The sequence below is a fragment of the Rhizorhabdus phycosphaerae genome, from assembly GCF_011044255.1.
Taxonomy (GTDB): Bacteria; Pseudomonadota; Alphaproteobacteria; order Sphingomonadales; family Sphingomonadaceae; genus Rhizorhabdus; species Rhizorhabdus phycosphaerae.
Genome location: NZ_CP049107.1, coordinates 3,068,163 through 3,091,316 on the forward strand (window position 1 = coordinate 3,068,163; position 23,154 = coordinate 3,091,316).

Annotated in this window: 25 protein-coding genes; 22 read left to right on the forward strand and 3 right to left on the reverse strand. The window is 67.0% G+C overall.

The window, feature by feature from the left end:
- Positions 1–25: 25 nt before the first annotated feature.
- A complete protein-coding gene (locus tag G6P88_RS14265; RefSeq protein WP_165323760.1) occupies positions 26–580 on the reverse strand; it encodes a peroxiredoxin in 555 nt (184 codons plus the stop codon).
- A gap of 73 nt (positions 581–653) precedes the next feature.
- Complete coding sequence (locus G6P88_RS14270) at positions 654–1,568, reverse strand: retroviral-like aspartic protease family protein (protein WP_226946572.1); 915 nt, start codon at positions 1,566–1,568, stop codon at positions 654–656.
- 179 nt (positions 1,569–1,747) lie between these two features.
- On the opposite strand from G6P88_RS14270, the gene G6P88_RS14275 reads away from it, so the two are divergent.
- The 16 genes from G6P88_RS14275 to ruvA all read left to right on the forward strand — a co-directional run bounded on the left by G6P88_RS14275 (position 1,748) and on the right by ruvA (position 17,028).
- Entirely contained in the window at positions 1,748–2,089 is a 342-nt protein-coding gene (locus G6P88_RS14275) for a DUF4398 domain-containing protein (protein ID WP_165323762.1), read from the forward strand.
- Positions 2,090–2,112: 23 nt separating this feature from the next.
- The gene (locus G6P88_RS20450) at positions 2,113–2,955 is read left to right on the forward strand and encodes an OmpA family protein (RefSeq protein ID WP_165323763.1); all 843 of its coding nucleotides are present in this window, start codon (positions 2,113–2,115) and stop codon (positions 2,953–2,955) included.
- Between the two features lie 291 nt (positions 2,956–3,246).
- Positions 3,247–4,758 carry an efflux transporter outer membrane subunit gene (locus G6P88_RS14285; protein WP_165323764.1) on the forward strand — a complete coding sequence of 504 codons (1,512 nt, stop codon included), beginning with the start codon at positions 3,247–3,249 and terminating at the stop codon, positions 4,756–4,758.
- Positions 4,755–6,125: an efflux RND transporter periplasmic adaptor subunit gene (locus tag G6P88_RS14290; protein WP_165323765.1), complete on the forward strand. Its 1,371-nt coding sequence runs from the start codon at positions 4,755–4,757 to the stop codon at positions 6,123–6,125. Before G6P88_RS14285 ends, G6P88_RS14290 begins: the two co-directional genes overlap by 4 nt.
- Entirely contained in the window at positions 6,125–6,841 is a 717-nt protein-coding gene (locus G6P88_RS14295; protein WP_165323766.1) for an ABC transporter ATP-binding protein, read from the forward strand. Before G6P88_RS14290 ends, G6P88_RS14295 begins: the two co-directional genes overlap by 1 nt.
- Before the next feature lie 37 nt (positions 6,842–6,878).
- Positions 6,879–8,087, forward strand: coding sequence for an ABC transporter permease (locus G6P88_RS14300; protein WP_165323767.1), 1,209 nt, complete (start codon positions 6,879–6,881; stop codon positions 8,085–8,087).
- Positions 8,084–8,791, forward strand: coding sequence for an EF-hand domain-containing protein (locus tag G6P88_RS14305; protein WP_165323768.1), 708 nt, complete (start codon positions 8,084–8,086; stop codon positions 8,789–8,791). The genes G6P88_RS14300 and G6P88_RS14305 overlap by 4 nt, the downstream gene beginning before the upstream one ends.
- The gene (locus tag G6P88_RS14310) at positions 8,788–9,492 is read left to right on the forward strand and encodes a response regulator (RefSeq protein ID WP_165323769.1); all 705 of its coding nucleotides are present in this window, start codon (positions 8,788–8,790) and stop codon (positions 9,490–9,492) included. The genes G6P88_RS14305 and G6P88_RS14310 overlap by 4 nt, the downstream gene beginning before the upstream one ends.
- A complete protein-coding gene (locus G6P88_RS14315; RefSeq protein ID WP_165323770.1) occupies positions 9,489–10,919 on the forward strand; it encodes an ATP-binding protein in 1,431 nt (476 codons plus the stop codon). Before G6P88_RS14310 ends, G6P88_RS14315 begins: the two co-directional genes overlap by 4 nt.
- A 152-nt stretch (positions 10,920–11,071) precedes the next feature.
- Positions 11,072–12,331: a 3-methyl-2-oxobutanoate dehydrogenase (2-methylpropanoyl-transferring) subunit alpha gene (locus G6P88_RS14320; RefSeq protein WP_165323771.1), complete on the forward strand. Its 1,260-nt coding sequence runs from the start codon at positions 11,072–11,074 to the stop codon at positions 12,329–12,331.
- 32 nt (positions 12,332–12,363) lie between these two features.
- Positions 12,364–13,368, forward strand: coding sequence for an alpha-ketoacid dehydrogenase subunit beta (locus tag G6P88_RS14325; RefSeq protein WP_165325202.1), 1,005 nt, complete (start codon positions 12,364–12,366; stop codon positions 13,366–13,368).
- A gap of 6 nt (positions 13,369–13,374) precedes the next feature.
- On the forward strand, positions 13,375–14,640 hold the full coding sequence (locus tag G6P88_RS14330) for a dihydrolipoamide acetyltransferase family protein (RefSeq protein WP_165323772.1): 1,266 nt from the start codon (positions 13,375–13,377) through the stop codon (positions 14,638–14,640).
- A gap of 102 nt (positions 14,641–14,742) precedes the next feature.
- On the forward strand, positions 14,743–15,486 hold the full coding sequence (locus G6P88_RS14335) for a YebC/PmpR family DNA-binding transcriptional regulator (protein ID WP_165323773.1): 744 nt from the start codon (positions 14,743–14,745) through the stop codon (positions 15,484–15,486).
- Between the two features lie 41 nt (positions 15,487–15,527).
- Positions 15,528–15,926: an endonuclease domain-containing protein gene (locus G6P88_RS14340; protein WP_345719164.1), complete on the forward strand. Its 399-nt coding sequence runs from the start codon at positions 15,528–15,530 to the stop codon at positions 15,924–15,926.
- Between the two features lie 8 nt (positions 15,927–15,934).
- Positions 15,935–16,432 (forward strand): crossover junction endodeoxyribonuclease RuvC, encoded by a 498-nt coding sequence (ruvC, locus tag G6P88_RS14345; protein WP_165323774.1) that lies wholly within the window; start codon positions 15,935–15,937, stop codon positions 16,430–16,432.
- Complete coding sequence (gene ruvA / locus G6P88_RS14350) at positions 16,429–17,028, forward strand: Holliday junction branch migration protein RuvA (protein ID WP_165323775.1); 600 nt, start codon at positions 16,429–16,431, stop codon at positions 17,026–17,028. Before ruvC ends, ruvA begins: the two co-directional genes overlap by 4 nt.
- A 3-nt stretch (positions 17,029–17,031) precedes the next feature.
- On the opposite strand, the gene G6P88_RS14355 is transcribed toward ruvA, so the two are convergent.
- Positions 17,032–17,949, reverse strand: coding sequence for a 2-hydroxyacid dehydrogenase (locus G6P88_RS14355; RefSeq protein WP_425594454.1), 918 nt, complete (start codon positions 17,947–17,949; stop codon positions 17,032–17,034).
- Positions 17,950–18,083: 134 nt separating this feature from the next.
- Between G6P88_RS14355 and ruvB the strand changes: the two genes are divergently transcribed.
- The 6 genes from ruvB (at position 18,084) to tolB (ending at position 23,119) form a co-directional block, all read left to right on the forward strand.
- Entirely contained in the window at positions 18,084–19,115 is a 1,032-nt protein-coding gene (gene ruvB, locus G6P88_RS14360; protein ID WP_165323776.1) for a Holliday junction branch migration DNA helicase RuvB, read from the forward strand.
- A gap of 109 nt (positions 19,116–19,224) precedes the next feature.
- Positions 19,225–19,674 carry a YbgC/FadM family acyl-CoA thioesterase gene (locus tag G6P88_RS14365; protein WP_165323777.1) on the forward strand — a complete coding sequence of 150 codons (450 nt, stop codon included), beginning with the start codon at positions 19,225–19,227 and terminating at the stop codon, positions 19,672–19,674.
- Entirely contained in the window at positions 19,674–20,372 is a 699-nt protein-coding gene (gene tolQ, locus G6P88_RS14370; protein WP_165323778.1) for a protein TolQ, read from the forward strand. Before G6P88_RS14365 ends, tolQ begins: the two co-directional genes overlap by 1 nt.
- Positions 20,372–20,872 (forward strand): protein TolR, encoded by a 501-nt coding sequence (gene tolR, locus G6P88_RS14375; protein WP_165323779.1) that lies wholly within the window; start codon positions 20,372–20,374, stop codon positions 20,870–20,872. The genes tolQ and tolR overlap by 1 nt, the downstream gene beginning before the upstream one ends.
- A 1-nt stretch (position 20,873) precedes the next feature.
- The gene (locus G6P88_RS14380) at positions 20,874–21,731 is read left to right on the forward strand and encodes a hypothetical protein (protein ID WP_165323780.1); all 858 of its coding nucleotides are present in this window, start codon (positions 20,874–20,876) and stop codon (positions 21,729–21,731) included.
- Positions 21,732–21,799: 68 nt separating this feature from the next.
- Positions 21,800–23,119, forward strand: a complete 1,320-nt coding sequence (tolB, locus tag G6P88_RS14385) for a Tol-Pal system beta propeller repeat protein TolB (protein ID WP_165323781.1) — start codon at positions 21,800–21,802, stop codon at positions 23,117–23,119.
- The last annotated feature ends 35 nt before the right edge of the window (positions 23,120–23,154 follow it).

A 23,154-nucleotide genomic window follows, 5' to 3' on the forward strand; every position in this document is an offset into this window, starting at 1 on the left:
GCTTCCAACCGCCCGGCCTTCCGCCTCAGTGCTTGGCTTTCCAGGCCTTCACCGCTGCCATCGTGCCGCTGACATGGCCGGCGACGCCCATCGCCGAATGGACGAAGATCACCTTGCCGTTCGGCGCGATGACATAGGAGGTGCGGTTGGTCCGCCCGGTCACATTGGGGAGAAGGCCGGACTCGAGCGCGACGTCATAGCCCTTGATCATCGGCTTTGTGGCGACCCCGACCGCGAATTTGTTGCGGCATTCCTCGACCGAGAATTTATTAAGCTTCTCGATCGGGTCGGCGGCCATGCCGATGACCGTCGCGCCCATCTTGGCGAAGTCGTCGGTCGCCTCGGCGAACTCATGCGCCTCGACCGTGCAGCCCGAGGTGAAGGCGGCAGGGAAGAAATAGAGGACGACCGGTCCCTTCTTCAGGGCCTGCGCCAGAGCGAAGTCGAAGTCCTTGCCGCCAAGCGACGCGCGCGTATCGAACATCGGCGCCTGCGCCCCGACCTTGAGGGCAGCGGTCGCGGGTGCGGCGACGGTGAAGGCCAAGGCAACGCCGGCCAGCGATTGGAGCAAAGCACGCATAGAGATCTCCCAGGAAAGCGCAGAGACTAGCCTCTTGCCGCCGGGCGTCCAGCATGTTCGTTCGGACAGGCGTTCAGCCCTGTCCCGGCAAAAGCGCCGCGAGACGCGGTGCCGGGGTGAAGAAGGCGTCCCCTGGCATCACGAAGCGCACGCTGCGGTTCAGAAAGTCGATCGACACCCGGTCGAACAGTTTCAGCGCGTCCATGCCCAGTAGCAGCGACGGGCGCCGGTCGAGACCGAGCCTGTGGAAGATGCGGGCGTCGGCGAAGGCGATGGGCATGTTGTTGAGCGTCACCCCGCCCAGCCGGATCGTCCTGATCGCGCCATAGTCGGCCGGCGTCTGCGCACCCGTCACGCTGGTGATGCTGATCGGCACCAGAGGCATCATTCTGCCCTGCCGCTCAAGCCGCGTGCGGAGGGCGGGATTGCCGATCGACACCGCCGTTCCCGTGTCGATGATGACGTTGACCTTCTGCCCATCGATTTCGGAATCGACCAGAATCAGCTGTCCGAGGCGGCGGCGCGCCGTCACGACGATTTCGTCGCTGTCCGTCTGGGGGCGGCGGGGAGCGTCGGCGATCGTCATCCGCATCCTGCGGAAATCGAGCACGACCTTCTTCGTCTGCAGGCTGTCAATGCCGAGCATGCCGACGGCGCCCAGATGCTGCTGCGACAGCAGCGGCGCATCGAAGCGGCCCATGCGGGTGCGGGCGGAAGCGAGCGCGAGGCCCGGAACGACCGCCGTCTCGACCCGATCTTCGCCGGCGATGCTGAGCAGCGTCACGCTTTCGGATGGGGCGAGCGTAAGCCTGTCGGCCAGTTCGCGCGAGATCACCGTGCGCTCGGCTCCGGTGTCGACGACGAAGGCATAGGGACCTGATCCGCCGATCGTGACTGGCACGGTGAGCCTTTGACTCAAATCTTTTCCGCCCTGCACCTGCTCGATCGTGCCCATGTCCCGGGGCTGCGCCGAGGCTGCAAAGGGCATGGCACAAGCGATTGTAACGGCTAGGAATCTTTTGCGGGCAAGCTGTCGCATGGCGTGGCCCCTCTCCTGTTATGAGCCGCAGAATAGGCCTTTCCGGCACGCCGCACAATCGCTGGCCGGGAACCGGCGCCTGTATTTCAGGGTTCTGGCCCCGGTAGTTAACAGTGGAGTAGCGAAGGATGAGGAAACTGGTTCTGACCGCCGTCGCCGCCGCAGCGATGACGGCCGTGGTCGCCCCGACCGCCGCATTTGCAGGTGACGAAGACGAGGCCCGAGTGGCAATTGCTGCCGCGCGCGCCAAGATCGACGCCGCCGACAAGGCCGGCGTAGGTGGCAATGCCGCCGACGTGCTGAGCCGCAGCCGCGCGTCGCTCGACGAAGCCAATGTCCAGTTCAAGAAGGACGAGGATCGCGCGGCGCGCGCGCTGGCCAACGAGGCCGAGGCGCTGGCCGACCTCGCGACCGCGACCGCCGAGATGCGCCAGCTCGAAACCGAGCGCGCGAAGCTCGCTGCGAACTGAATCCGCCCTCAGGGAGATATCTGATGAACAAGTTCATGCTGACGCTCGCCGGCGCGACCGCGCTGGCGGGCCTCGCCACCCCGGCGCTGGCCGACAAGACCGACAAGCTGGTCACCGATCAATATCGTGAGAAGATCGCGGTCGCCCGCGCCGAGCCCGGTGTTGCCGAGTTCGGCGGCGCCTATCTTGATCGCGCCACCGATCGCATCGCCAAGCTCGACAAGAAGCTCGATAACGACAAGGCCGGTCAGGCCAAGGCCGTTGCCGGCGAGATCGACGCGCTGATCGAAACGGCGCGGACGCGCGCCAAGATCGCGATGATGAAGAAGGATCTCGAGGTGGCGAAGGCGGATTCGGCCGCCCGCACCACCGCCGAAGTCGCAGCCGCACAGGCAGCGGCTGCCAACGCCCAGGCCGATGCCGCGGCAGCGCAGGCGGAAGCCGCGCGTCTTCGCGATCAGATGAAGGAGTATCAGCTCCGCCAGACCCAGCTTGGGGCAACGCTTGTCCTGCAAGACGTCGTCTTCGAGACCGGCAAGGCCGACCTGAAGCCGGGTGCGGCACAGCGCCTGCAGCCGCTGGCGCAATATCTTCAGGCTAATCCAGAGGTAAAGGTCCGTATCGACGGCCATACCGACTCGCAGGGCAGCGATGCCTATAACCAGCAGCTGTCGGAGGCGCGCGCCCAGTCGGTGCGTACCGCGCTCGCGTCTATGGGTGTCGCGGGCGACCGCATCACGGCGCTGGGCCATGGCGAAAGCGAGCCGGTCGCCGATAATAAGGACGTTGCAGGTCGCCAGCAGAACCGACGCGTCGAGGTGACGCTGGTGGGTCAGCAGGCGGCGTCTTTCGCTGCCCTGCGTTGATCCGGCGGGGGCCGGGTAACCGGCCCCCTCACGCTGAGGCCCGCGAAAGCGGGGATCCCGTCAGGCGCAAAAGGGCTTCGGCCCGGCGTCGGGCGAGGATTCCCGCTTTCGCGGGTTTCGCTTTTTCGGCAAGGCTGGCGCGTGATATCCGTGCTACCCGTTCGTTCCTTCTGCGGAACCATCGCTGCCATCGCTTGTTCCGACCACGCAAGGACAGCTTTTGTGTGCGAAACGACATTCGCATTTCAGCGATGAAATCCCCGGTCAAAAATGCCCAGTAGAAGCACCCCCATGATCAACCGCGCCCGCCTTCTGCCGTCGCTGCGCCTGCCCCTTCTCGTGGGGCCGCTGTTACTGTCGGCCTGTAGCGTCGGGCCCGACTATCGGCCGCCGGCCGTGTCCGCGCTCAAGATTCCCGATCAGTTCGGCTCCTCGGGGACGATTGCCGCCGATCAGGACATGGTCGATCTCGCGCGCTGGTGGGAGAGCTTCGAGGATCCCGTTCTCACCCAGCTGGTCAATCGCGCCTTTGCGGCGAATCTCGACATCGGTGCGGCCGCCGCGCGGCTCCGGCAGGCCCGCGCGACCTTGCGGGGAACGCAGGGCCAGGCGCTGCCCACCGCCGGCGTCAGCGGGTCGGTCACGCGCAGTGTGGGGGCGGATGCCCGGTCGATCGTCGATCCCACCACAGGTCAGACCCTCAGCAGCGGTGGCGACACGACCGTGTATCGCGGCGGGTTCGACGTGGCCTGGGAAACCGACCTGTTCGGCGGCATCCGCCGCTCGATCGAGGCGGCACGCGCATCGGCGGAATCGAGCGAGGCCAATCTGCGCTTCACCCAGGCGAGCATCGCTTCGGAGGTCGCGCTCAACTATGTTCAGGCACGGCTCGCGCAGATACGCCTCCGTATCGCGCGCGAGAATCTCTCCGCGCAGGATGAGACGCTCGAACTGGCCGGCTGGCGTCGACAAGCCGGGCTGGTTTCGAGCCTCGATTATGAACAGGCGCGCCAGCTGCGCGCGCAGACGGCGGCGTCGATCCCGACGATCGAGAATGACTATAGTACAGCCGTCAACCGCATTGCGGTGCTGCTCGGCGAGGCGCCGGGGAGCATCACTCCGCTGATCGACCCGCCCTCGTCGATTCCTCTCGCACCCGGTGTGGACGCTCCCATCCCTGCGCAGGTGATCGAACGCCGCCCCGACGTCGCCGTGGCCGAGCGGACGCTCGCCGCCGAAGTCGCGCGCATTGGCGTGCAGAAAGCGCAGCTCTATCCGGCGCTGCGGCTGTCGGGTTCCTTTTCGGGATCGTCGACCTCGATCGGCAACGTCATAAGCGACGGCCTCGGCAATCTCGTCGCCGGCATCACCGCGCCGATCTTCCAGGGCGGCCAGATCCGTGCCGCCATCCTTGGCCAGCGCGCCTCGGCCGATGCCGCCTTCGACAGCTATCGCCAGACGGTGCTGACCGCGCTCGAGGAGGTCGAGAATGCCCTGAAGGGCCGCGAGGTCGCCGAACGACGTGAGGCCGATCTGTCGGTCAGCTACGAGGCGGCGAACAGCGCGGCCTCGCTGGCCCGCCTGCAATATCGCTCGGGTCTGGTCGACTTCCAGTCTCTGCTCGACGCGCAGCGCACGCTGCTGTCGAGCCAGGACGCCTCGGCCACTGCCCGTGCCACCCGCGCCACCGCCGCGATCCAGCTCTACAAGGCGCTGGGCGGCGGCTGGCAGAACGCCCCCATCCCCGGTCCCGGACCCTATGAGGCCGGCCATATCGCATCCACTGGAACCGCATCCCGATGAGCGACGCCGACAAGAAGCCCGATCATGATCTCGACGCGTTTCTGGGGGTTGAGCAGACCTCGCCGCGCGCGATCCTCTTCCGTCGGATCGGCATCGGCCTCGCCGTTCTGGTCGTGCTGGTCATCCTGTGGCGGTTGTTCATGGGCGGTGATGACAAGGTCGCCTATGCGACGCGTCCGGTCGAGCGGGGCGACCTCACCGTCGTCGTGTCGGCCACCGGCAATCTCGCACCGACCAACCAGGTCGAGGTCGGCTCCGAGCAGTCGGGGACCGTCATGGACGTCTATGTCGACAATAACGATGTCGTAAAGAACGGGCAGCTGCTCGCGAAGATCGATCCGCAGCGGCTCGAGGATGCGGTGGTCCAGGCGCGTGCCGCCCTGGCCTCTGCGGAGGCCAGCGTGCAGCAGGCGGAGGCGACCGAGCAGCAGTCCCGCGCGACGCTGCGACGACAGGAGCAGGTCTGGAAATTGTCGGGCGGCAAGGTGCCGTCGGCAACCGAACTCGACGTGGCGCGCGCCGATCTGGCCCGCGCCACCGCTGGTGTCGCGACCGCGCGCGCCTCGGTCGAACAGGCCCGCGCAAGCCTGTCTTCGGCCGAGGTCGCCTTGTCGCGCGCCTATATCCGTTCGCCGGTCAACGGTCAGGTTCTCTCGCGCTCGATCGAGCCGGGCCAGACCGTCGCAGCCTCGTTCAATGCTCCGGTCCTCTTCACCATTGCCCAGGATCTGAGCCAGATGCGGCTCGAGGTGAAGGTCGACGAAGCCGATGTCGGCCAGGTCAAGAAGGGCCAGAAGGCAACCTTCACCGTCGATGCCTTCCCGGGCCGTACCTTCCCTGCGATCATCGAGCGGGTCGACGTCGGTGCAAACGCTACGAGCACCGGCTCGAGTTCGTCCTCTACCAGCACGACGACGACAACCACCGGCGTGGTGTCCTACACCGCGCGTCTGACCGTGAACAATGCGGGCGGGCTCCTGCGGCCCGGGATGACCGCGACCGCCGATATCGTCACCAGCGAGAAGAAGGGCGCCCTGCTGATTCCGGTCGCCGCGCTGCGCTTCACGCCCGACGCCAAGGCTGGCGGCTCGGGCGGCGGGGGCCTGGCGAGCGTGCTGGCGCCCCGCCCGATGCGGCGCGGGGGCGGGGGCTCGCGTGAGGCGACGATCGGCCGTGGCAGCAAGCAGACCGTCTATGTCGTGACGGACAGCGGTGCTGCACCCAAGCCTGTCGAGGTGGTGATCGGCGAAAGCAACGGCTCCCAGGCCGAAGTCGTCGGTGGCGATCTGAAGCCGGGCATGCAGGTCGTCATCGGCCAGTTTGCCGGTGGCGCTGGCCGACCGGCCTCGGGTGGGCCGCAGAGCTGATGCCGGGCGAAATCGCGTCGGGCGAGACGCTGATCTCGCTGCGCGGGGTGCGCAAGATCTTCGGCGAGGGCCCGACCGCCTTCGCCGCGCTCAAGGGCGTCGACGTCGACATCGCCAGGGGCGATTTCGTTGCGGTGATGGGGCCGTCGGGCTCGGGCAAGTCGACCACGATGAACATCCTCGGCTGCCTCGACGTCCCCACCGAGGGCGAATATCTGTTCCGTGGCTATCATGTCGAACGGCTCGACCGCGATCAGCGGGCTCTGCTCCGGCGCCGCTACCTCGGCTTCGTCTTCCAGGGTTTCAACCTGCTGGCGCGCACCTCCGCGCTGGAGAATGTCGAACTGCCGCTGGTCTATCGCGGCGAGGAAAAGACCGCCCGTCGCGAAGCGGCGATGGCGGCGCTGGACAAGGTCGGCCTTGCCGACTGGTGGCATCATACGCCGGCGGAACTGTCGGGCGGGCAGCAACAGCGCGTCGCGATCGCGCGGGCGATCGTTACCCGGCCCGACGTGTTGCTGGCTGACGAACCCACCGGCAATCTCGATACGGAGCGCTCGATCGAGATCATGGAGTTGCTGACCGACCTCAATCGGAACAGCGACATCACCGTCCTCATGGTCACGCACGAGGCCGAGATGGCAGCCTATGCGCGCACCATCATCCATTTCCGCGACGGCCTGGTCGAACGGATCGAGACGGGAGAAAAGGCATGACCCGCCTAAACCCGCTGCTGTCGGAGGCGCACCGCTGATGTGGGCCACGACCTTCCTGCTCGCCGTCCGCGAGATCCGGCGCCATCTGCTGCGCTCCTTCCTGACCATCCTCGGCATCGTCATCGGGGTCTGGGCCGTGGTGACGATGGTCACGCTCGGCAACGGCGCGACGGCGGCGGTAAAGGAACAGATATCCAGCCTCGGCGCCAATGTGCTTCAGGTTCGTCCCGGCCAGGGATTCGGTCGCGGCGGCGGCGGCCCCCAGCCGCCCGACTTCAAGATCGAGGATATCGATGCGATCCGCACCCAGATCGTCGGGGTGACCGCCGTGGCGCCGCTGGTCCAGTCGAGCGGGACGGCTGTCTATAATGCGGCGAACTGGTCGACGACGATCAACGGTACCAATCGCGAATATTTCGTGGCGCAGCCTTGGACCTTTACAGGGGGACGCATTTTCAGCGAAGCCGAGGAGCAGGCCGGCAAGGCCGTCTGCATCATCGGCAATACCGTGCGCACGCGGCTGTTCCGCGACGAGGACCCGGTCGGCAAGCGTTTCCGCATCAAGAATATCTCCTGCGAGATCATCGGCACGCTGGCCTCAAAGGGGCAGGGCGGTTTCGGCAATGACCAGGACGATATCGTCCTGATGCCGTACAAGGCGGTCCAGCGGCGGATGACCGGCAGCCGCGATGTCCGGACGATCATGGTGTCGGTCGATGCCAATTATGACAGCCAGGCGATCCAGTCGTCGCTGCGCGACCTGCTGCGCCAGCGCCGCCACCTCAGCGCGAGTGCGGAGGACGACTTCAACATCTTCGACACGCGCCAGATCTCGGAGACGCTGCAGGGTACGACCCAGATCCTCACCTCGCTGCTCGGCGCCGTCGCGGCGGTCAGCCTGCTTGTCGGTGGCATCGGCATCATGAACATCATGCTCGTCTCGGTGACCGAGCGGACCCGCGAAATCGGCATCCGGCTCGCCATCGGCGCGGTCGCCCGGGAGGTGCTGCTGCAGTTCCTCGTCGAGGCGGTGACGCTGGCCTGTCTCGGCGGCCTGCTCGGCCTGCTGCTCGCGCTGATCTCCACCCTCGCGCTCGCCCCGGTACTGAAGGTGCCCTTTATCTTCGATGCGCAGATCAACCTGATCGCCTTCGTCTTCTCGGCGCTGATCGGGGTGGTGTTCGGCTATTTTCCGGCACGGCGGGCGGCATCGCTCAACCCGATCGAGGCGCTGCGGCACGAATGAGAACGCTCCTTCCCCTGCTGCTGCTCGCCAGCTTCGCCAGCCCGGTTGCGGCGCGCAAGGATGCGCCGCCGTCGCCCTGCTCGGAGCCCTTCCGCCAGCCGCTGTTCATCTCACCGATCGGTGAGCCCTTCCGCACGAAGGACGATGCGGACCAGCCCATGCGCCGCTGGTTCGAGCAGGCCGACCGCGATCATGACGGGCGGCTGACCGTGGCGGAGATGCAGCTCGATGCGGATCGCTTCTTCGCGACGATCGACAAGGACGGCAGCGGCGAGATACTGCCCGACGAACTCATGGCCTATGAGCTGAACGTCGCGCCCGAAATCAGGTTGTACCAGTTCCGGGGCGATCCGCGCGGCGGGCCCGGCGGCCCGGCAGGCGGCAGTGCTCCGCTACCGGGCGGCAAACCCCCGCAGTCCGGCGGCAAGCGGCCGACGCCGCCCGATTATGGCGGTGCTGCGGGCGCCGGTCGCTATTCCTTCCTCAACGTCCCCAATCCTGTGGCTTCGGCGGATCGCGATTTCGATCGGGCCATATCGCTGCGCGAATATCGTGCCGCCGCAGCCGAACGGTTTCGCGACCTCGACAAGGATGGGCGCGGCTTTCTGACGCTCGCCGACCTGCCCAGAACGCCGGCCCAGATCGTCGCCAATGCCCAGTGCGTCGAGCGGGTGAAGGAGCGCGCGAAGGGAGGACGCAAGTGAGCGCAGCCGATCCCCTGATCCTGGTCGTCGACGACGATGCCGACCTGCGGTCACTGATGACCGATTTCCTGCGCGGCAACGGCCTGCGCGTGGAAAGCGCCGCCGACGCGGCGGAGATGGATGCGCTGATCTCGGCCGAGCGCCCCGATCTGATCGTCCTCGACCTCATGATGCCGGGAGAAGATGGCTTGTCGATCCTTCGCCGCCTGCGCAAGCCGGGAAGCCCCGGCATCATCATGCTGTCCGCCATGGGCGAGGACACCGACCGCATCATCGGTCTGGAGGTCGGCGCCGACGATTATCTGGCCAAGCCCTGCAACCCACGCGAACTGCTGGCCCGCATCCGCGCGGTGCTGCGCCGCAAGAGCGAGGAGGCGGCCGCCGCCACCCAGGGGGCGGTGCGCCGCTTCGGGGCGTGGACGCTCGACATCGTCCAGCGCGAGGTGCGCCGGATCGGTGCGGCGCCGGCGCCGCTGACCGACGCCGAGTTTCGGGTGCTCGCGGCCTTTCTCGATCGCCCGCAACGCGTGCTGAGCCGCGACAAGCTGATCGAGGCCGGCAAGGGCATGGACAGCGACGTGTTCGATCGCGCGATCGACGTAACCATCAGCCGGCTGCGCAAGAAGCTCGGGCCCGACGACCCCATCCGGACGATCCGCAACGAAGGCTATATGTTCACCCTCAAGGTCGAGGGCGAATGACGGCGCGCCCGCGCCCCGGCCTGTCGATCTTCTGGCAGACGCTGCTGCTGTTGCTGGCCAGCGTCGCGGCGGTGTTCGTCGTCACGATCCTGCTGTTCACTGTGGCGCCGCCGCCCCGACCCGACTTCAACTCGCTGTCCGACATCGCAGAGGCTTTGGCCGGGCGGCGCCTGCCGCGAGAGCGCATCTGGCAGGCGGTCGATCTGCCGGATGCGCGGCATGAAGCGGCGGTGCCGCCCGACCGCCGCTCGCCGCCGCCGCTCGACGATTTGCCGCGCGACCGGCTGCTGGCGACGCGCGAGCAGGCGGCAGAGCCCCGTCCCGATCCCGAGATGATCGAGTCGCGCCGCTTCTCGCGCCGGCTGGCCGATCGCATCGGCGTTTCGCCCGACCGGGTCCGGCTTTATTTCGGTCCGGACCAGCGCGTCGGCATACCCTTTCGGTCCGGGCGCGAACGGCGCGTGATCGTGCGGCGGGGCGAACCCCTCTTCTTCGATACGGTGCTGGCCGGCTATCGCACCGACGCCGGCACATGGCGGGTGGTTCGCACGCCGCCCCGGCCTTTCTTCCCGGCCTGGCAGCAGCGCATCCTGCTGCTCTTCGGACTGAGCCTGCTGGCGGTGATTCCCTTCGCCTGGCTGTTCGCCCGTGCGCTCGCCAAGCCGATCCGGCGGATCGCCGACGCGGCGGACCGGATGGGTGCCAATCCCCAGGCGCCGCTGATCGTCGAGGAAGGCCCGGCCGAGCTTCGCGTGACCGCCCATGCGCTCAACCGGATGCAGGAAAGGCTTTCCGCCTATCTGACCGAGCGGACCAACATGATCGGGGCGATCGCGCACGATCTGCGAACCCCGCTCGCCCGGATCGCCTTCCGGATCGAATCGGCGCCCGACGAGATGCGGCAGAAGGTGCAGGGCGACATCGAGCAGATGCGCGCGATGATCGCGGCGACCATCTCCTTCGTGCGCGATACCGGCGGCAGTGCGGAGATGCGCAGCCTCTCGCTCGACCGGCTGGTGACCGACCTGGTCGACTCCGAGCGCGAGATCGGTCGCCCGGTTCGTCTGGTGCAGGCCGAACCGATCACTCTGTTGGGCGACGCCATGGCGTTGCGCCGCCTCGTCCAGAATCTGGTCGACAACGCCATCGTCTATGGCGGCGAGGCCGAGCTTTCGGTCCGCCGCGAGGGGGAGTTTGCCGCGCTTCGGGTGGCCGATCGCGGCCCGGGCCTGCCGCCCGCTGCTCTGGAAGCGATGTTCCGCCCGTTCGAGCGGGGCGAGCCATCGCGCAATCGGTCTACCGGCGGGATCGGACTGGGGCTCAGCATCTCGCGCGCCATCGCGCAGGAACATGGCGGCAGCCTCGTCCTAGCCAACCGCGAGGGCGGTGGTCTCGAAGCGTTGTTCCGGGTGCCCATCCGCGACTGAGCCCGGCCGGAACGATCGGCTGCGCTGAGGTTTGAACTGCGCTAGGAAGAGGACGGAAAGCTCCAAAGAGGGCTTGTAATTTTATTCCACAATAATATTAGATGATTTCAGTCAGTATTGCTGACGGAAATGGATGAGAGGATGGTTAGCGCATGACTGGCCGCAATCTGCCGCCTTTGTCGCTGCACGTTCCCGAGCCGTCGTTCCGACCGGGGGACGAGGCCGATTATAGCAGCTTTCCGATGCCCGTTGCCGGTGCCGTTCGCCGGCCGGAAATCGGTGCCGCGCCTGCCGAGATGCGTGACCTCGCTTATGACATGGTGCGCGTACTCGACCCGGAGGGCGTAGCCCAGGGCCCGTGGGATCCGCGCCTTTCGTCCGAGACGCTGTTGAAAATGCTGCGCAGCATGGCGCTGACGCGGGCCTTCGACGAGCGCCTCTATCGCGCGCAGCGCCAGGGAAAGACCAGCTTCTATATGAAGTGCACCGGCGAGGAGGCGACCTCGATCGCGGCGGCCCATGCGCTCGACTATGACGATATGTGCTTTCCCAGCTACCGGCAGCAGGGCCTGCTGATCGCGCGCGACTGGCCGATCGTCGACATGATCAACCAGATCTATTCGAACCGCGCCGACCGCCTGAAGGGCCGCCAGATGCCGATCATGTATTCGGTGCGCGACGCCAATTTCTTCTCGATCTCGGGCAATCTGACGACCCAATATCCGCAGGCCGTGGGCTGGGCGATGGCCAGCGCGGCGCGCGGCGACACGCGCATCGCGGCGGCCTGGTGCGGCGAGGGCTCGACCGCCGAGGGCGACTTCCATTCGGCGATGACCTTCGCTGCTGTTTACCGTGCACCGGTCATCCTGAACGTGATCAACAACCAGTGGGCTATCTCGTCCTTCTCGGGCTTCGCGGGGGCCGAGGCGACGACCTTCGCGGCGCGCGCCATCGGCTATGGCATCGCCGGCCTGCGCGTGGACGGCAATGACGCGCTGGCGGTCTATGCCGCGACCCAGTGGGCGGCCGACCGGGCGCGCAGCAACCATGGGCCGACGCTGATCGAGCATTTCACCTATCGCGCCGAGGGCCATTCGACGTCGGACGACCCGACCAAATATCGCTCCGCCGACGAGGGTACGAAATGGCCGCTCGGCGATCCGATCGCGCGGCTGAAGAAGCATGTCATCGGGCTCGGCATCTGGGACGAGGATCGCCACGCCGCGATGGACCGCGAGGTCGCCGAGCAGGTGAAGGCGGCGCAGCGCGAGGCCGAGAAGAACGGGGTGCTGCACGACGGGCTCAAGCAGTCCTTCGACCCGATGTTCGAGGACGTGTTCGAAACGATGCCCTGGCATCTGGAGGAGCAGCGCGAGCAGATGCTCGAGGAACGCAAGGCGGCGGGCATATGAGCGCGGAGCAGGCGGTGGGCGAGACCCGCACCATGAACATGATCCAGGCGATCAACTCGGCGCTCGACGTGTCGATGGAGCGCGACGAGGGCATCGTCGTGCTGGGCGAGGACGTCGGCTATTTCGGCGGCGTCTTCAAGGCGACCGAAGGGTTGCAGAAGCGCTATGGCAAGACCCGCGTGTTCGACACGCCGATCAGCGAATGCGGCATCATCGGCGTGGCCGTCGGCATGGCGACCTATGGCTTGCGCCCGGTGCCCGAGATCCAGTTCGCCGATTATATCTACCCCGCGCTCGACCAGCTGGTGTCGGAGGCAGCACGGCTGCGCTACCGCTCGGCGGGCGAATATACCGCGCCGATCACGGTGCGGACCCCCTTCGGCGGCGGCATCTTCGGCGGGCAAACGCACAGCCAGAGCCCCGAGGGCATCTTCACCCATGTCGCGGGGCTCAAGACGGTGATCCCGTCCAACCCCTATGACGCCAAGGGCCTGCTGATCGCGGCGATCGAGGATAATGACCCGGTCATCTTCTTCGAGCCGAAGCGGATCTACAACGGCCCCTTCGATGGCCATTATGACCGCCCGGTGGCGCCGTGGAGCCGCTTCCCCGAAAGCGCGGTGCCGACCGGCCATTACCGGATCGAACTCGGCAAGGCGAAGGTCGTGCGTGAAGGGGCCGACGTCACCATCCTCTGCTACGGCACCATGGTTCATGTGGCGAAGGGCGTTGTCGAGGAGAGCGGCGTCGACGCCGAGATCGTCGACCTGAGAACCCTCGTCCCGCTCGACATCGAGACGGTGGCAGCCTCGGTGAAGAAGACCGGCCGCTGCGTCGTGGTGCATGAGGCGACCAAGACCGCCGGCTATGGCGCAGAACTGTCGGCGTTGGTGCAGGAACATTGCTTCCATTGGCTCGAGGCGCCCGTGCAGCGCGTGACCGGCTGGGACACGCCTTATCCGCACAGCCTCGAATGGGCCTATTTTCCTGGCCCCGTCCGTCTCACCCAGGCGCTCAAGCGCGTGATGCAGGATTGATCCGACATGGCGACCTATGAATTCAAGCTGCCGGACATCGGCGAGGGCATAGCCGAGGCGGAGATCGTCGCCTGGCATGTGGCGGTTGGCGATGTGGTCGAGGAGGACGCGCCGCTGGCCGACCTGATGACCGACAAGGCGACGGTCGAGATGACCGCGCCGGTGGCGGGCCGGGTGGTGCGGCTGACCGGCGAGGTGGGCGAGCAGGTGGCGATCGGTTCGATCCTGGCGGTGTTCGAGGTCGAGGGCGAGGCGGCCCTGGAGGAAGCTCCCGCGCCAGTGGTCGAGGTCGCTCCGGTCGAAGCCGCGCAGGTGGTGAAGCCCGACCCGGTCCCGACGCCGGTCGAGGCGAAGCCGGGAGCGGCGCCTGTCGTCGCTGCGGCCGCGGAGCCCGAACCGGCGCCGACCGAACGCCATCGCGTGCTCGCCTCGCCGGCGGTGCGGCAGCGGGCGAAGGATCTCGGCATCGATCTCGCGCAGGTGAAGGCGGCGGCCGACGGGCGCGTGCGCCATGCCGATCTCGATGCCTTCCTGACCTATAATGCCGGCGGCGGCTATCGCGCACCGGGTGCCGCGCGCGGCGACGAGCAGGTCAAGGTGATCGGCCTGCGCCGCCGCATCGCCGAGAATATGGCGGCGGCAAAGCGCGCCATCCCGCACTTCACCTATGTCGAGGAGATCGACGTCACTAAGCTGGAGGCACTGCGCGCCGACCTCAACGCGACGCGGGGCGCCAAGCCCAAGCTGACGATGCTGCCGCTGCTGATCACGGCGATCTGCAAGACGCTGCCCGACTTCCCGATGATCAACGCCCGCTATGACGACGAGGCGGGGATCGTGACCCGCTCGGGCGCGGTGCATCTGGGCATGGCGACGCAGACCGATGCCGGGCTGATGGTGCCGGTGATCCGCAATGCCGAGGCGCGCAACGTCTGGCAGCTGGCTTCGGAGATCGTGCGGCTGGCCGATGCCGCGCGCAGCGGCAAGGCGAAGTCGGACGAGCTGTCGGGCTCGACGCTGACGATCACCTCGCTGGGGCCGCTCGGCGGCATCGCGACGACGCCGGTGATCAACCGGCCCGAAGTGGCGATCATCGGCCCGAACAAGGTGGTCGAGCGGCCGGTGTTCCGCGATGGGCAGGTGGTGGCGGCGAAGCTGATGAACCTGTCGATCAGTTGCGACCACCGCGTCGTCGATGGCTGGGACGCCGCCAGCTTCGTCCAGGCCCTCAAGCGTCTTCTGGAGACACCCGCACTACTGTTCGTGGACTGAGGGCATATCGGGCGGGACGGCGAGTTCGGACTCGGCTTGCCACCCGCCTGTCCGCAAGGCTAGAGAGCCGGCCATCCAAGGACAGAGCAGGACGGGACGGCAATGGCCGGTCATAGCAAATTCAAGAACATCATGCACCGCAAGGGTGCGCAGGATAAGAAGCGCTCGGCGCTCTTTTCCAAGCTGAGCCGCGAAATCACCGTGGCAGCGCGCATGGGCCTGCCCGACCCGGCGATGAATGCGCGCCTGCGCCAGGCCGTGATCACCGCGCGCAAGGAAGGCCTGCCCAAGGACAATATCGAGCGGTCGATCAACAAGGCAGCCGGCGGCGACGACACCAATTATGAGGAGGTCCGCTACGAGGGCTTCGGTCCCGGCGGCGTTGCGCTGATCATCGAGGCGCTGACCGACAACCGCAACCGCACCGCGACCAACGTCCGCACGGCGGTGTCGAAGAATGGCGGCAATCTCGGTGCGGGCGGCTCGGTCAGTCATGGTTTCGACCGGCTCGGCCTGATCAACTATCCGGCCTCGGCCGGCGATCCCGACAAGGTTTTCGAGGCCGCGCTCGAAGCCGGCGCCGAGGACGTCACCTCGTCCGAGGAAGGCCATGAGATCTGGACCGCGATCGACTCGCTGCACGAGGTCGCCAAGGCGCTTGAGCCGGTGCTGGGCGAGGCAGACGGCGCGAAGCTCGCCTGGCGCCCACAGACGCAGGTCAGCGTCGGCGAGGAAGATGCCGCCAAGCTGCTCAAGCTGATCGACGCGCTCGACGACGATGACGACGTCCAGACCGTCTGGGGCAATTACGACGTTCCCGAAGAGGTGATGGCGAAGCTGGGGTGAGGCGATAACAGAAACCCCTCCCCTTTAGGGGAGGGGGAGGGGTGGGGCAGATCGAGAGCCTGGGCGATAGGGCGCGAAAAATGCGCAACAATCCCACCGAGCCCGAAAAGCGGCTCTGGCGAAGCCTGTCCAACTCCCAGCTAGGTTATAAGATCAGGCGACAGTCGGTGATCGGCGGGTTCATCGTCGACTTCCTTTGCCCCGCCAAGGCGCTCGTGATCGAGATTGATGGCGATACGCATGATGCCGAGGCGGATACGCTGCGGGATGCTCATCTCGAAAAGCTGGGCTATCGGACGATCCGGTTCACAAACAGCGACGTGATGAGCAACATCGGCGGAGTGCTGGGACTCATCGCAGAAACCCTGGCCGCGCTCCCGGATCGGTGGCCCCACCCCAACCCCTCCCCTAAAGGGGAGGGGCTTGCTGATCTGGAGTAGGAATCCTCATGATCCTCATCGGTTTCGATCCAGGCCTGGGCACGACCGGCTGGGGCGTCATCGCCGCAGACGGCAATCGGCTGAGCCACGTCGCCAATGGGCAGATCAAGACCGAGCCGTCGATGGAATTGTCGCGCCGGCTTTATCTCCTGCACGGCGCGCTGTCGGAGATTATTCGCAGCTACCGGCCCGAGGGGGCGGCGGTCGAGGAGGTGCTCGGCAATTCCAATGCGCAGTCGACGCTCAAGCTCGGCCAGGCGCGGGGCGTGGTGCTGCTGGCTGCGGCGCTGGCGGAGGTCAGTGTCGGTGAGTATCACCCCTCGATCGTGAAGAAGGCGGTCGTGGGAACCGGCGGGGCGGAGAAGAGGCAGGTGCAGGCGATGGTCAAGGTTTTGCTGCCGGGGGCGAAGCTTGCCGGTCCCGATGCGGCTGATGCGCTGGCGGTGGCGATCACCCACGCCCATCATCTTGCCAGCGCGCGCGCCATGCGCCGGATCATCGCATGATCGCCCGGTTGCGCGGGGTCCTCGCCGAAAGCACCGCCGATCACGCGGTGCTTGATGTCGGCGGTGTCGGCTACCTCGTCTGGTGTTCGTCGCGCACCCTGTCGGCGATCGGCGAGGTGGGCGGGGACGTGCTGCTGTTCACCGAGATGCAGGTGCGCGAGGATGCGATCACCCTCTACGGCTTCGGCTCCGCAGGCGAGCGCGATGCATTCCGTCTGCTGACCAGTGTCCAGGGCGTGGGCGGGCGCGTCGCGCTGTCGATCCTGTCGGTCCTCGATGCGGGCGAATTGTCGCGCGCGGTGGCGACCGGGGACAAGGCGATGGTCGCCCGTGCCAATGGCGTCGGTCCCAAGCTCGCCATGCGGATCGTCAATGAGCTCAAGGACAAGATGGGCGTCGTCGGGCTGGCAGCAGGGCTTTCGCCGGCAGCTCTGCCCAAGGGCGGCGTCGCAGAGGATGCCGTCTCGGCGCTCGGCAATCTCGGTTTCAAGCCGGCCGAGGCGAGCAACGCCGTCGGCGCGGCGGTCGAGGAACTCGGGCCCACGGCAACGCTCGACGCGGTCGTCCGGCTGGCGCTGCGCAAGGCTGCAAAATAGCGCTTAGCGAATCGGTGTCGGCAGCGGCTTGCCCGCGAAGAATGCATCGAGATTCGCGACGACGAGCGCGGCCATCGCTGCGCGCGTCTCGATGGTGCCGCTGCCCTGGTGCGGCAGCAGTACGACAGTCTCCAGCGCCCGTAGCGCTTCGGGCACATGTGGCTCCTGCGCGAACACGTCGAGGCCGGCGCCGCCCAGCCGGCCCTCGACCAGCGCGGAGACCAGCGCCTCCTCGTCGATCACCGACCCGCGGGCGATGTTGACGATCACCCCGTCGGGCCCCAGCGCGTCGATCACCCGCCGGTCGATGAGCTTCTCCGTCTCCGCGCCGCCGGGCGTCGCCACCACGAGTACGTCGACCGAAGCGGCAAGAGCCTCCGCGCTCTCCGCATAGCGATAGGCGGCGTCCTCGCGCGGATGCCGCGCATGATAGGCGATTTCGCCCTCAAAGCCTTCCAGCCGCTTCGCGATCGCGAGGCCGATACGGCCCAGCCCCACGATCCCGGTCCGGCGTCCGCTAAACCGGCGAGTGAGCGATGGTTGTCCCTCGGCCGGCCAGCGTCCCGCGCGGACATGGGCATCGTCGCGCGGCAGTTTGCGATGGACTGCGAGGATCAGCGCCACGGCCAGGTCGGCGACGTCGTCGGTCAGGACGTCGGGCGTGTTGGTGACGCTTATCCCGCGCCGTCGCGCATGATCGAGGTCGACGCCGTCATAGCCGACCGTGCCCAGCGCGATCAGCTCGAGGTCGGGCAGGCTGTCCATCAGCGCCGCATCGACCACCCCCGATGCGACCATGGCGGTGATTCCCGGCGCCGGTTCCGATCGCAGCTCGAACCGCGCCTCCAGCGCCGGGCGAAGCGCCGGCAGCGGCAGGTGTGGACGCAGCAGGACGAGCGGCTTTGTGGGGGCTGTGGTCAAGGCGGGCTCCGGCGGAAAGCGTGTCGCCTGCCTCGTGCCATCGCGGCCAACAGCTGTCCACGACGCTGAACAGTCTCTCCGACGAGCGAGGTCGACAGCGGGGGGCAAGAACGGTTAGGGAACGACGACCAGCCATGAGCGAACCCGACCGCCTCCTTTCCGCCGGCCGACGTCCCGAGGACGTCGATGCCGCGCTGCGCCCCAAGTCGCTCGACGAGTTCGTCGGCCAGAAGGCGGCGCGCGACAATCTGCGCGTGTTCATCGAGGCGGCCCGCAAACGCGGCGATGCGCTGGACCACGTCCTGTTCTTCGGCCCGCCGGGTCTGGGCAAGACCACGCTGGCGCAGATCATCGCCAAGGAAATGGGCGCGGGGTTTCGCGCGACCTCCGGCCCGGTCATCGCCAAGTCGGGGGACCTGGCGGCGCTTCTGACCAATCTCGAGGATGGCGACGTCCTCTTCATCGACGAGATCCACCGCCTCCAGCCGCAGGTCGAGGAGGTGCTCTATCCGGCGATGGAGGATCGCGCGCTCGACCTGATGATCGGCGAGGGGCCGTCGGCACGCAGCGTGCGGATCGATCTCCCCCGCTTCACCCTGGTTGGTGCGACGACGCGACAGGGGCTGATCACCACGCCCCTGCGCGATCGTTTCGGTATTCCGATCCGTCTGCAATTCTACACGGTCGAGGAACTGGAGAAGGTGGTGGCGCGTGCCTCGCGGCTTCTCGACCTGCCGATCTCGTCCGATGGCGCGGTCGAGATCGCGCGCCGGGCGCGGGGAACGCCGCGCATCGCCGGCCGCCTGCTGCGACGCGTCCGCGACTTCGCGCATGTGCTGGGATCGGAGATCGTCGACGCCAAGGTCGCCGACCAGGCGCTCAACCGGCTCGAGGTCGACAGCCTTGGCCTCGATGCGATGGACCGGCGCTATCTCCACATGATCGCCGACATCTATCGCGGCGGACCCGTCGGGGTGGAGACACTCGCCGCCGGCCTGTCCGAGCCGCGCGACACGATCGAGGACGTGATCGAACCCTATCTGATCCAGCTCGGCCTGATCGCCCGCACCGCGCGCGGGCGCTGCCTGAACGGAAGAGGCTGGAAGCATCTCGGCATCGCACCGCCGCCCGAGGCGGGACAGGACGGCCTGTTCGACGGCGTCTGACATCCGCTGCCGTCACGACATCGCCGGATCGACGTTCCCATAGGGCGAACCGAGCCGCTTTCCGCGAATATCCGTTCATTTCGGGCCGCGATCGCTTAAACAGGCGACAATGCACGACACACCCTATTCCGGACGCTTCGAAGCGGGCGCGCATCTTTTCGCGCTGCGCGTCTATTTCGAGGATACCGATGCGGGCGGTGTCGTTTATCACGCGAGCTATCTGCGGTTCATGGAACGGGCGCGCAGCGACATGATGTTGCTGGCCGGCATCGATCAGCGCGGCGCGATGGAGCGCGGCGAAGGCAATTATGTGGTCGTCGAAATGGGTCTGCGCTATCGCGCGCCGGGCCGGCTCGACGACAATCTTCTGGTGGTCAGCCGGATGGGGAATATCCGGGGCGCCTCATGCGTCGTTCATCAGAGAGTCATGCGCGGGTCCGAAACATTGGTGGAAGCCGATGTCTCGGTCGCCCTGATCGGATCGGACGGCCGTCCGAAGCGTCAGCCCCGCCACTGGATCGAGACGTTTGAGAGTTTGAAAAGGGACGGATTGAATTGATGATGCAGGAAATGGCGGTCTCCGCATCGACCTCGGCGCTCTCGCCCATCGCCCTCTTCCTCCAGGCAGACATCGTCGTGAAGGCGGTGATGATCGGCCTGCTCGCGGCCAGCATCTGGACCTGGACGATCATCCTGTCCGGAACCCTGTCGCTCGGCCGCGCGCTCAAGGAGAGCAAGGGATTCGAGGCGGATTTCTGGAAGTCCGAGGATATCGACAAATTCTACGAAGGCCCGGGCCGGCAGGACATCCCGGCCGCCAAGGTCTTCTCGGCCGGCGTCGCCGAATGGCGCCGCTCGGTGCGTTCGGGCCAAGCGATCGACCGCGATGGTACCCGCGCGCGGCTCGCCAATGCGCTCGGCGCGGCGGCGGGGAGCGAGATCGACCGGCTGTCGGATCGCCTTAACATCCTCGCCACGGTCGGCTCGGTCGCGCCTTTCGTCGGCCTGTTCGGCACCGTCTGGGGCATCATGCGCAGCTTCACCGATATCGCCGCCTCGCAGAACACCTCGCTCGGCGTCGTGGCCCCTGGCATCGCCGAGGCGCTGTTCGCGACGGCACTGGGTCTGTTCGCCGCGATCCCGGCGGTCATCGCCTATAACCGGCTGCTCCACACCGTCTCGAAGATCGAGGGCCAGCTCCACCGCTTCGGCGATGCGATCCACATGACCCTCAGCCGGGAACTGGAGCGCCTCTGATGGGCATGGGCGGCCCCGTATCCGGGCGCGGCGGCCGGCGCGCGCCGATGGCGGAGATCAACGTCACGCCGCTCGTCGACGTGATGCTGGTGCTGCTGATCATCTTCATGGTCACCGCGCCGCTGCTGCTCGCGGGCGTGCCCGTCGACCTGCCCGAAAGCTCGGCCGGTGCGCTCGATCAGGACAAGAAGCCGATCCAGCTGTCGATCGACAAGGACGGCCGCGTCTATCTCGACGACCGCGAGATCCAGATCGCCGCGATGGAGGCGCAGTTCGCCGAGATCGCGGCCAAATCGGGCAAGGGTAAGGACAGCCCGCAAATCTTCCTGCGCGCCGATCGCGCGCTCGACTATGGCCGCGTCATGGCGGTGATGGGCGCGCTCAACCATGCCGGGCTCAACCGCGTTGCGCTCGTCACGCTGGGCGAGGGCGAGGCGGCGGGCCCGCAGACTGGCGGCCGCGTCGACGGGGACGAAGTTCCCGAGCCGGCGGTGCCCTAGGATGGAGCGGTCCGAGGGTGCAGGGCTGGGGCTGTCGATCGCGGGCCATGTCGGCCTGCTCGCCCTGCTGTCGCTGAACCTGATGAGCGTCCGGCAGATGCCCAAGCTCAGCGAGCCGATGGACGTGATGCTCGTCGATAAGGCCGGGCTCGTTTCGGCCGCGCCCGAAATCTCGAAGGAGCCGCCGCAGGCCGCGCAGGCGCCCGAACTCGGTCCGGTCGAGGAAACCCCGCCCGAGCCGACCCCCGCGCCCGCCAAGCCCGAGCCGGCTCCGCCGACGCCGCCCAAACCGGCGCCGACCCCGAAGCCCGCTCTGAAGCCGGCTCCGCCCAAGCCTGCGCCCGCGCCGACGCCCAAGCCCGCTGAAAAGACGCCTCCGACCCCGGCTAAGGCTGCCCCGGCGCCTGCGGCGAAGGTTACGCCGGCACCCGCGAAGCCGAAGCCCAAGGCGACCTCGCTTGGCACCGACTTCCTCAAGGGCATTCCGGTCGATAAGTCCGCCGGCAAGGGCGCCGCACCCCGCGCCGCATCGATCAGCCCGATCGCAATGAACGGCCTTGTCGCGTTGATCGCGAGCCAGGTGAAGCCCTGCTACACCATACCTGCCGGCGGCGCCGACACGGCAAGCATCATCACGCGGGTACGGCTGCGCTTCAAGCCCGACGGTTCGATCGCGGTCGCGCCCGAGGTGATCGGCAATCTGGGCGTGACGCCAACCAACCAGCCCTATGTGCGGCAGATGAACGAAGCCGCCACCCGGGCGTTGCAACGTTGCGCCCCGTACAAGCTTCCGCCCGATCTGTACGAGGGTGGCTGGGAGGATGTGGCCTTCACCTTCCGTCCGGCGCAGATGAACTGATGAGCCAGATTTTTGACTATTGCCCCCGCTTTGGGCAGCATGGCCCGAGCGGGGCGAAGGAGACGAGAATGCGCTTTGGCCTTGCCCTGTCCCTGTTGAGCTTCACGCTGGCGGCGTCGCCGGCCACCGCGCAGCTCGAGGTCGACATTACCGGCGGCATCGCGCAGCCCATGCCGATCGCGGTGCCCGGCATGCCCACTCCGGCCGTTGCCAACACACCCGCCGGCGACACCGCCGCCCTCGGACAGCGCGTCGCCGAGGTGGTCACCGCCGACCTCAAGAACAGCGGCCTGTTCAGCCCGCTGCCCAAGAGCGCGATGCAGACAGTCACCCATCCGCAGGTGACCGCGCCCGACTATATGTTCTGGACCCAGAGCGGCGCGCAGGCGCTGGTGCAGGGCTTCGTCCAGGCCAATGGCGACGGCACGCTCACGGTGGGCTGCTATCTCTACGACGTGCTGGCGCGCAGCGAGCTGACCCGGCAGGGCTTCGTCGTCCAGCCCGGCCAGTGGCGCCGGGCCGCGCATAAATGCGCCGATCAGGTCTATACCCGGCTGACGGGCGAAGGCCCCTATTTCGACAGCCGCGTCGTCTATGTCTCGGAAACCGGGCCGAAGACGAACCGTATCAAGCGGCTTGGGATCATGGACCAGGACGGCGCGAACCATCGCTTCCTGACCAATGGCCAGTCGATCGTGCTGACCCCGCGCTTCGCGCCTAACCAGCAGACGATCACCTACATGTCCTACACCAACAACCGGGCGCGGGTGTATGTGTACGACATCGGCTCCGGCTCGCAGCGTCTGGTGGTCGATCAGCCCAACATGACCTTTTCGCCGCGCTTCTCGCCCGATGGGCGCTATATCGTCTTCTCGATGGCGGTCGGCGGCAACACCGACATCTATCGCGTGCCCAGCACAGGCGGCACGCCCCAGCGGCTGACGACCTCGCCCGGTATCGATACCGGCGCCAGCTACTCGCCCGACGGATCGAAGATCGTGTTCGAAAGCGATCGTTCGGGCACCCAGCAGCTCTATGTTATGAACGCCGACGGCTCGAACCAGAACCGGATCAGCTTCGGCTCGGGCCGCTATGGCAGTGCCGCCTGGAGCCCGCGCGGGGACCTGATCGCCTTCACCCGGATCGGCGGCGGCTTCAATGTCGGCGTCATGAACATCGATGGCTCGGGCGAGAAGATCCTGACCAATGGCTGGCAGGACGAAGGCCCCAGCTGGTCGCCCAATGGCCGCGTGATCATGTTCTTCCGCACCGCTCAGGGGTCGGGCAAGGCCGATCTCTGGTCGGTCGATCTGACCGGCGTCAACGAACGCCCCATCCCGACGCCGCTCGACGGTTCGGACCCGGCCTGGGGGCCGTTGCTGCCATGAGGGGATTTCTGGGAGAAATTGGGAAAAAAAGACGT

Coding starts and splice junctions, on each gene's coding strand:
- G6P88_RS14330 (WP_165323772.1), top strand. CDS start 13,375: ATGGCGACCTATGAATTCAAGCTGCCGGACATCGGCGAGGGCATAGCC.
- G6P88_RS14275 (WP_165323762.1), top strand. CDS start 1,748: ATGAGGAAACTGGTTCTGACCGCCGTCGCCGCCGCAGCGATGACGGCC.
- ruvC (WP_165323774.1), top strand. CDS start 15,935: ATGATCCTCATCGGTTTCGATCCAGGCCTGGGCACGACCGGCTGGGGC.
- G6P88_RS14270 (WP_226946572.1), bottom strand. CDS start 1,568: ATGCCCTTTGCAGCCTCGGCGCAGCCCCGGGACATGGGCACGATCGAG.
- G6P88_RS14380 (WP_165323780.1), top strand. CDS start 20,874: ATGGAGCGGTCCGAGGGTGCAGGGCTGGGGCTGTCGATCGCGGGCCAT.
- G6P88_RS14315 (WP_165323770.1), top strand. CDS start 9,489: ATGACGGCGCGCCCGCGCCCCGGCCTGTCGATCTTCTGGCAGACGCTG.
- G6P88_RS14335 (WP_165323773.1), top strand. CDS start 14,743: ATGGCCGGTCATAGCAAATTCAAGAACATCATGCACCGCAAGGGTGCG.
- ruvA (WP_165323775.1), top strand. CDS start 16,429: ATGATCGCCCGGTTGCGCGGGGTCCTCGCCGAAAGCACCGCCGATCAC.
- tolB (WP_165323781.1), top strand. CDS start 21,800: ATGCGCTTTGGCCTTGCCCTGTCCCTGTTGAGCTTCACGCTGGCGGCG.
- G6P88_RS14290 (WP_165323765.1), top strand. CDS start 4,755: ATGAGCGACGCCGACAAGAAGCCCGATCATGATCTCGACGCGTTTCTG.
- G6P88_RS14300 (WP_165323767.1), top strand. CDS start 6,879: ATGTGGGCCACGACCTTCCTGCTCGCCGTCCGCGAGATCCGGCGCCAT.
- G6P88_RS14305 (WP_165323768.1), top strand. CDS start 8,084: ATGAGAACGCTCCTTCCCCTGCTGCTGCTCGCCAGCTTCGCCAGCCCG.
- G6P88_RS14295 (WP_165323766.1), top strand. CDS start 6,125: ATGCCGGGCGAAATCGCGTCGGGCGAGACGCTGATCTCGCTGCGCGGG.
- G6P88_RS14265 (WP_165323760.1), bottom strand. CDS start 580: ATGCGTGCTTTGCTCCAATCGCTGGCCGGCGTTGCCTTGGCCTTCACC.
- ruvB (WP_165323776.1), top strand. CDS start 18,084: ATGAGCGAACCCGACCGCCTCCTTTCCGCCGGCCGACGTCCCGAGGAC.
- G6P88_RS20450 (WP_165323763.1), top strand. CDS start 2,113: ATGAACAAGTTCATGCTGACGCTCGCCGGCGCGACCGCGCTGGCGGGC.
- G6P88_RS14365 (WP_165323777.1), top strand. CDS start 19,225: ATGCACGACACACCCTATTCCGGACGCTTCGAAGCGGGCGCGCATCTT.
- tolQ (WP_165323778.1), top strand. CDS start 19,674: ATGATGCAGGAAATGGCGGTCTCCGCATCGACCTCGGCGCTCTCGCCC.
- G6P88_RS14285 (WP_165323764.1), top strand. CDS start 3,247: ATGATCAACCGCGCCCGCCTTCTGCCGTCGCTGCGCCTGCCCCTTCTC.
- tolR (WP_165323779.1), top strand. CDS start 20,372: ATGGGCATGGGCGGCCCCGTATCCGGGCGCGGCGGCCGGCGCGCGCCG.
- G6P88_RS14320 (WP_165323771.1), top strand. CDS start 11,072: ATGACTGGCCGCAATCTGCCGCCTTTGTCGCTGCACGTTCCCGAGCCG.
- G6P88_RS14325 (WP_165325202.1), top strand. CDS start 12,364: ATGAACATGATCCAGGCGATCAACTCGGCGCTCGACGTGTCGATGGAG.